The organism is Streptomyces sp. SID3343, assembly GCF_009865215.1.
Classification (GTDB): domain Bacteria; phylum Actinomycetota; class Actinomycetes; order Streptomycetales; family Streptomycetaceae; genus Embleya.
Genome location: NZ_WWJX01000466.1, coordinates 1 through 6295 on the forward strand (window position 1 = coordinate 1; position 6295 = coordinate 6295).

7 protein-coding genes and 1 pseudogene are annotated in these 6295 nt (G+C 71.0%); 2 read left to right on the forward strand and 6 right to left on the reverse strand.

From position 1 onward, the window contains the following. The 4 genes and pseudogenes from GT354_RS15095 to GT354_RS15110 form a co-directional block, all read right to left on the reverse strand. Positions 1-544: pseudogene (locus GT354_RS15095) on the reverse strand (hypothetical protein); the annotation flags it as partial. Between the two features lie 246 nt (positions 545-790). Next, a complete protein-coding gene (locus GT354_RS15100; protein ID WP_161356830.1) occupies positions 791-1729 on the reverse strand; it encodes a hypothetical protein in 939 nt (312 codons plus the stop codon). A gap of 40 nt (positions 1730-1769) precedes the next feature. Continuing rightward, complete coding sequence (locus GT354_RS15105) at positions 1770-2516, reverse strand: VTT domain-containing protein (protein WP_161356831.1); 747 nt, start codon at positions 2514-2516, stop codon at positions 1770-1772. Positions 2517-2694: 178 nt separating this feature from the next. After that, a complete protein-coding gene (locus tag GT354_RS15110) occupies positions 2695-3573 on the reverse strand; it encodes a metal-dependent hydrolase (protein WP_161356832.1) in 879 nt (292 codons plus the stop codon). A 119-nt stretch (positions 3574-3692) separates the two neighbouring features. Between GT354_RS15110 and GT354_RS15115 the strand changes: the two genes are divergently transcribed. Next, positions 3693-4451 (forward strand): hypothetical protein, encoded by a 759-nt coding sequence (locus GT354_RS15115; RefSeq protein WP_161356833.1) that lies wholly within the window; start codon positions 3693-3695, stop codon positions 4449-4451. 10 nt (positions 4452-4461) lie between these two features. On the opposite strand, the gene GT354_RS15120 is transcribed toward GT354_RS15115, so the two are convergent. Then, positions 4462-5442 carry an LLM class flavin-dependent oxidoreductase gene (locus GT354_RS15120; RefSeq protein WP_161356834.1) on the reverse strand — a complete coding sequence of 327 codons (981 nt, stop codon included), beginning with the start codon at positions 5440-5442 and terminating at the stop codon, positions 4462-4464. A gap of 152 nt (positions 5443-5594) precedes the next feature. Next, positions 5595-6011, reverse strand: coding sequence for a MarR family transcriptional regulator (locus GT354_RS15125; protein WP_161356835.1), 417 nt, complete (start codon positions 6009-6011; stop codon positions 5595-5597). Positions 6012-6165: 154 nt separating this feature from the next. Here GT354_RS15125 and GT354_RS15130 point away from each other — a divergent pair. Continuing rightward, positions 6166-6295: SDR family NAD(P)-dependent oxidoreductase (locus GT354_RS15130; protein WP_237534908.1), on the forward strand; the 130-nt coding region annotated here is incomplete at its 3' end.

A 6295-nucleotide genomic window follows, 5' to 3' on the forward strand; every position in this document is an offset into this window, starting at 1 on the left:
CGGCGGTCGCGGCGTCGCGCAGCACGGCCGAGGCGCGTTTGACGCTCTCGTCGCTCTCGTGGGCGACGCGGCGCGCGGTCTCCACCCGCGACAACGCGTCACCCGGTGAGTCGCCGCCCATCAACGCCTGGAAAACGCCGAGTTGGGAGCCACCGCCCGAGCGATATGCCTGCGCCGCGATCCGGCCGAGTTCGTCGCGGGCCTGGGTCAGTCGCAGGTCCGCCGTGCGGAGCCCGTCCTCGGCCCGAGCGGCCTCGTCCCGGGCCTGTCCGCGCACGACGACGGCGCCGTTGTACGCCTCCACCACCGCCCCGGCCCGAATGTCGAGTTGCGCGAGATCGGCCGCCTCGCGGTCCAGGTCGGCTTCGATGCGGTCGACGCCGTCGGCCTTGCGGCCGGCCTCGTCCTGCGCCTGACGAACCCGGTCGGCCCCGGGGTAGGCGGGGGTGACGGGGTCGTCGGCGAGGGCCGAGGGGCTGAGCGTCCAAACGAGTGCGACAGCGAGTCCGGCAGGGACTGCGGCACGAATGATCGTCCGAGGCATGCGGTCTCCCTCCACGTGGCGGGCACCGAAAGGAACCGGAAGTTCCGGTTCCGAGCAGGTCGCTTCACGCTAACGACCCGCTGCCACAAACGCACCAGGAGCACCTTATTTACCGCTAATGGGCTTATCTCGCCGCATGTCACTCGAACGTCAGTCCGCCCCAGGGGTCCCGTTCGACTCGTGAACCACGCACGGGACGGTCGGGTCCCACCCACCGCATCTCGCCGACCGCGACCCCCGCCGACCTCAGCCCGCGACCGGCTCCGTCTCCAGGCGCCACGTGCACACCGTCCCCGACTCCGAGTCGGCGGTCAGCCACGTCCCGTCGGCGCGCACCACGAGCCACTCGCTCGGGGCGTCCCGGGGATACTCGATCTCCGCGATCGGCCGCAGGTCCGGCACCGAGAACAGCACGTGCCGTTCCCCCGACGAGGCCGCGAGCACGAGGTCGCGCCGCAGGAAGCCGGCATAGACGTCGAAGACCTCGTCCTCGTCGGGAAAGACCTGTTCGCCCGGCCTGGCCGCTATCACCGCGCCGTCCGGAAAGCGCACGAGCGACAGGGGTCCGGCCTCGATCGGCGTGGTCAGCATGATCCGCCCCGACGGGTGGATGTCGGTGAGCACCCGGCTCTCCCCGGGCGGCACCTCCGCGGTCGTGTCCGCGACGTCCGCCGCGACCACGAAGATCCGGTAGGCGTCGTCGGCGTGCGACGCGGCCAGGCCCACGTGGACGCCGTCGGGGTGGGGCAGCAACTCCGAACCCACGGTCGCCGGTGCCACCGGCCAGGACGCTCGCGTCGAGCCGTCCACGACGTCGAGCAGCACACACCGGTCGCCCTCGGCCGTGCGGACCAGGGCCCAGACGCCCGCGGACCCGACGGCGCACGAGCCGGCCTCCTCGAATTCCCACGGCATGTGCGGGTGGGTCCACAGCTCGCGCCCCTCGGCGTCGAGGGCCACGACCCGATCGGGAGCCGAGGCCACGAATCGGCCGAGGTCGGGAGTGACCGAGTGGCCGCCCTTCCAGTCCTGCGGCAGTCGTAGCGACCGCACGACGTTCAGCGAGTCGTCGAGCACGACGAGCGAACCGTCGACCCCGTGCGCGAGCCAGGCGGCCGCCCCGGGGATGCGGTCGAGACTCCACAGGGACGGCAGGGCTGCCCGGGCCAGAAGTTGAGCGCGCATGGCGTGAACTCTATTGGCGCTCGGCGCCGGCTCGTGCGGCTCAGCCGTCATGACCCCGATCGAGGTCCGACCGGTCGTCGCCGGGCACGTCCGCGCCCGCACGGTGGCGGCCCCGGCCGAGATCGCGAGCGCCCGTCCCGGCCGCCTCCGCCGCGGCCTGCTTGCGGGAGGCGGAGCGGGCCCGGAGGAACTCGACGCCGATCGGAAGGACCGACAGGAGGACGACCAGGACGAGGATGAGCTCGATGTTGTCCCGAACGAAGTCGACCTGGCCGAGCGAGTGGCCCAGCACCGTCACGCCACAGGCCCACAGCAGCCCGCCGATCATGTTGTAGACGATGAAGGTGCGGTACTTCATCCGGGCGACGCCCGCGACGATCGGCGTGAACGTCCGCACGATCGGCACGAATCGGGCCAGCACGATCGAGCGCGGGCCGTACTTCTCGAAGAACTCGTGGGCCTTCTCGACGTTCTCCCGTTTGAAGAGTTTCGAGTTCGGACGGTTGAACAGCGACGGCCCCACCTTGCGGCCGAACAGGAAGCCGGCCTGGTCGCCCAACACCGCCGCTATCCACAGGAGCAGGCACACCAGCCACAGGGGCTGCGAGATGTACTTGCCGTCCGAGACCAGCAGACCGGTCGTGAACAACAGCGAGTCGCCCGGCAGGAAGAAGCCGATCAACAGGCCCGACTCGGCGAAAACGATCACCAGAATGCCGATGAGACCGAAGGTGGAGATCAGCTTGTCGGGATCCAAGAAGGATGGACCCAGGGCGAGGGTGTTCACGGCGCGAGCCTCCTGGAGCGGGCGTGAGAGAGCGTCGGAAGTCCCCCGACCAGGTCATGATTCGGCAAAGAGAGTTCCTCCAGAAGGTAACGCGCATGGTCCGGAACGGGTTCCCGGTGCCGGGTCGAACCGCCCCTGACCGGGCCGTGCCGAGCCCAGTGCTCACGCCGCGCCGAGCTCAGGCGCGTTCGGGCCGGGTCGTGGCGACCAGGCCGCCGTCGGCGTCCATGGTCAGGTCGACCGCCAGGCTCCGCAGTTCGCCGAGTCGACCCAGGTGTGATCCGCCGCACGGGATGTGCGCGTCACCGTCGGGCAGGCCGCAGTGCCAGACCCGGCGCGCGGTGAGCGCGGGGTCCGGGACCTCGATCCGCACGTCGGCGTCGGTTTTCAGCCACTGCGCGAGCAGCGCTTCGACCTCGTCCCGGACGCCGGGCAGGTCGGCGTCCAGACCCTCGCTCGTGAAACCCTTCTTGCGCAGCGACTTGCCGATCCGGTAGTCGTCGCGGCTGCCGCTCTCGTCCATCCGCGAGCGGGTGATCGCGAGGTTGTCGAAGTCGGGGCGACCGAGGCTGTCGGTGCGCACCTCCTTGCGCCAGCGCGGCGCGAGCACCGCGTTGAGTGCGAAGGCCAGGATGTGGCACGACGTGTGCGCCGCGCTCAGCCGGGCGCGGCGCTCCGCGTCCACGACGAGTTCGGCCGTCGCGCCGATCAGGTCGGCGGGATCGCCGGCCCCGCCCTCGACCACGTGCAGCGCCAGCCACGCCCACGTCTCGTCGCCGCGCCGGACCGGGATCTCCTCGGCCACCGCGAACGTCCCGTCCGGCCCCACCGCTGCGGTCACGCAGTCCACGACGGCCAGTTCCACGCCGCCGACGCGCACCGTGCCCGTATCCGCGGGCTGGTCGGGCCAGGTGTGGTCGAGCGGGTGGAACGGGGTCTGCGCCACGATCAGGGCGGACCGGCCGTCCGGCAGCACGGGCGCGGCCAGCACCCGGGACTCGCCCGTGGTCGCGCCTGCGGGGAAGGTCACCGAAGTCGAGGTCGTGGGCAGTGCCATACGTGTTCCTTGCCTGTCGTCGTCGCGTTCGCCGCCACGAGTATCGAGTCGTGGCCCCGTCGGCCCCATTCGATCATGGACAATCCTCCTCACACGGAAATGTCGATCGGGGACGGTACGTGCACGACCACGGCTTGATCTCGGCCACGGCCGAACTCGCCCACGAGGCCGAGGAAGGGCCGCACGGCGTGGGCTGGATGCTCGTCGCGTTCGTGTTCACGTTCGCGGTGACCCGGCTCATCACGCGGTTGATCCGCGCGGGCAAGGGCCCGTTTCGCAACATGGTCGTGGGCCGGGTGCACGTGCACCATCAGGTGTACGGAATCTTCCTGATGCTCATCGCCGGCGCGCTCGAATTCGCCTACGAACCGGGCGGCGCGCTGCGGCAGGTGCTGGCCGGACTGTTCGGCATGGGCGCCGCGCTCACGCTCGACGAGTTCGCGCTGCTCGTGCACCTGGACGACGTCTACTGGTCCCACGACGGTCGCAAGTCGGTGGACGCGGTGCTCATCACCGCCGCGATGGGCCTGCTCCTGTTCGTCGGCGCCAACCCGCTCGGTCTGGGCGACGGCGACAGCAAACCGGTGGCCGCGGTGGTCGTCGCGACCAACCTGGCCTTCGCGCTGTGCGCGCTGGCCAAGGGCAAGGTCGCGACCGGTCTGATAGGGGTGTTCGTCCCGCTCGTGGCGATGGTCTCGGCGCTGCGCATCGCCAAGCCCGAGTCGCCGTGGGCGCGATGGCGCTACAAGGAGGGCCCCGGCCGGACCTCGCCCCACGCCGACACCAAACTGGCCCGCTCGCTCCGCCGCTTCCCGCCCGAGCGCCGCACCCCGTGGGACCACTTCAAGGACCTCGTGGGCGGCGCGCCGAGCAGGTGAGCGGTCGGCTCTACAGGTTCGGCAGGACCTCGGTCTCGAACAGGCGCAGGCTCTGCCACGCGAGCTCGGGCGGGATGCCGCCCATCATCGGGTGCAGGATCGCGAAGGCCGCGTCGCCTTGGGCCTTGAGCTCGGCGACCAGGGTCTGCGGGGTGATCACCCGATACTGTCCGCCCGCCCGCAGCGCGTCGGCGTCGGTCACGCTCGTGTAGCCGCCCGCGCCGGCGGTGCCGGCCCTGGCCATCGTCGCGCCGTACGCGTTGACCTCGTGCAGCGCGTGCGGCGCGATCAGGTCCCAGTCCTTGTCGGGGTCGTTCGACAGGTGGAAGAAGCTCGTGTCGCCGCCGAAGTACGGGCCCGGGTCCTCTTGGCCGAGCTTGAGCTTCTCGTCGCGGTAGAACTCCCAGATGTCCGGGGTGGACGGCATGAACCCGTCGGCGATCCGGGCCGCGCGACGGGCCGCGGCCTCGACGCTGCCGCCGAGGATGATCGGCGGGCCGCCCTGCTGGAACGGCGCGGGGGTCACCCGCACGGTGCGGCCGCGATAGTCGAACTCCTCGCCGGTCCACGCCTTGCGCAGCGTCTCGACCGTCTCGACGGTGCGCTTGACGCGCTCCTTCATCGGGACGTCGTACATGGCGAACTCGGTGTCGACGTAGCCGTTGGTGAGCACGACGTTGACCCGGCCCTGGCTGAGCAGGTCGACGACCGCGAGCTCCTCGGCCAGGTGCAGCGGGTCGTGCAACGGGGCGGGTATCGCCGCGATCGTCACGAGCATGTTCTTGCTGCGGGCGGTGATGGCGGCGGCGAACTGGAGCGGGGCCGGCAGGTAGCCGTCGTCGAACCCGTGGTGTTCGGACAGCGTGACCATCATGAATCCGCGCTGGTCGGCCCACTCGACCATGTCGAGTGCCGCGGCGTAGCGCTCCCCCATGCTCGTCCCGGCGAAAGCCGGATTACGGAAGTCGAAACGCAGCGCGAATACAGCCATGCCGTTCTCCTGTCCCCGACGCCGCCACGGTGCGGGGCGCCCTCTGTCCTGATGGGGCGTCAGGTTAGTGGCCACAGTCAAGGAGAACCAGGGGTGAGGGAAGGGCCGCGGGCGTGGGCGCCGCGGGCCGGGCACATCGGCCGGCGTGCCGGTCAGGATCCGTTCAGCGCTCGGGCGAGCAGTACGCGCAGGGCGCGCCGTTGGGCGTCGGGCAGCCCGGACAGGGGCGGGTCCACCGCCAGGCCCGCGAACAGGCGCGAGCGCAGTTCCTCGCCGGCCGCGGTGAGCGCGATCAGCTTCGCGCGACGGTCGCCCGGGTGGGGGCGGCGGTCGACGAGGCCGCGCTCCTCCAGGCGGTCCACCACGAACGTGACGTTGGGCGGCTCGCAGCACATCCGGCGGCCCAACTCGCGCATGCCCAGCGGTTCGGCGAGTTCGTGCACCGCGTTCGCCTGCGACGCGGTCAGCCCGATGTCGGCGGCGCACGCGGCGAAGTGCGCGTCGAGTCGCGCGGTCGCCGCGTACAGCAGTGCGGTCAGTCCCGGCAGTGCCTCGTCCCCCGTTGTCATGGCCACACCCTAGTGCCGATCGGGCATCTTCGTTACAGCTCGAATGATTCGAGGTGTAACGTCTCGACAGAGCTGACTCATCGTCAGTTACCTTGGCGCACAAGGGAGGAACCGCTCCATGGCCCAGAACGAGTCGCCGTCCCTGGCCGGCCGAATGGCGCTGGTCACCGGCGGCAGCGGCGGCATCGGCTCCGCATGCGCGGCCCGGTTGCTGCGCGACGGGTGCTCGGTGACGCTGACCGCGCGCCGCGCCGACGTCCTGGCCCGGGTCGCCGCCGAACTGC

Excerpts from the sequence above, each read along its gene's own strand:
- GT354_RS15125 (WP_161356835.1), bottom strand. The coding sequence starts at position 6,011 with ATGACAACGGGGGACGAGGCACTGCCGGGACTGACCGCACTGCTGTAC.
- GT354_RS15120 (WP_161356834.1), bottom strand. The coding sequence starts at position 5,442 with ATGGCTGTATTCGCGCTGCGTTTCGACTTCCGTAATCCGGCTTTCGCC.
- GT354_RS15100 (WP_161356830.1), bottom strand. The coding sequence starts at position 1,729 with ATGCGCGCTCAACTTCTGGCCCGGGCAGCCCTGCCGTCCCTGTGGAGT.
- GT354_RS15110 (WP_161356832.1), bottom strand. The coding sequence starts at position 3,573 with ATGGCACTGCCCACGACCTCGACTTCGGTGACCTTCCCCGCAGGCGCG.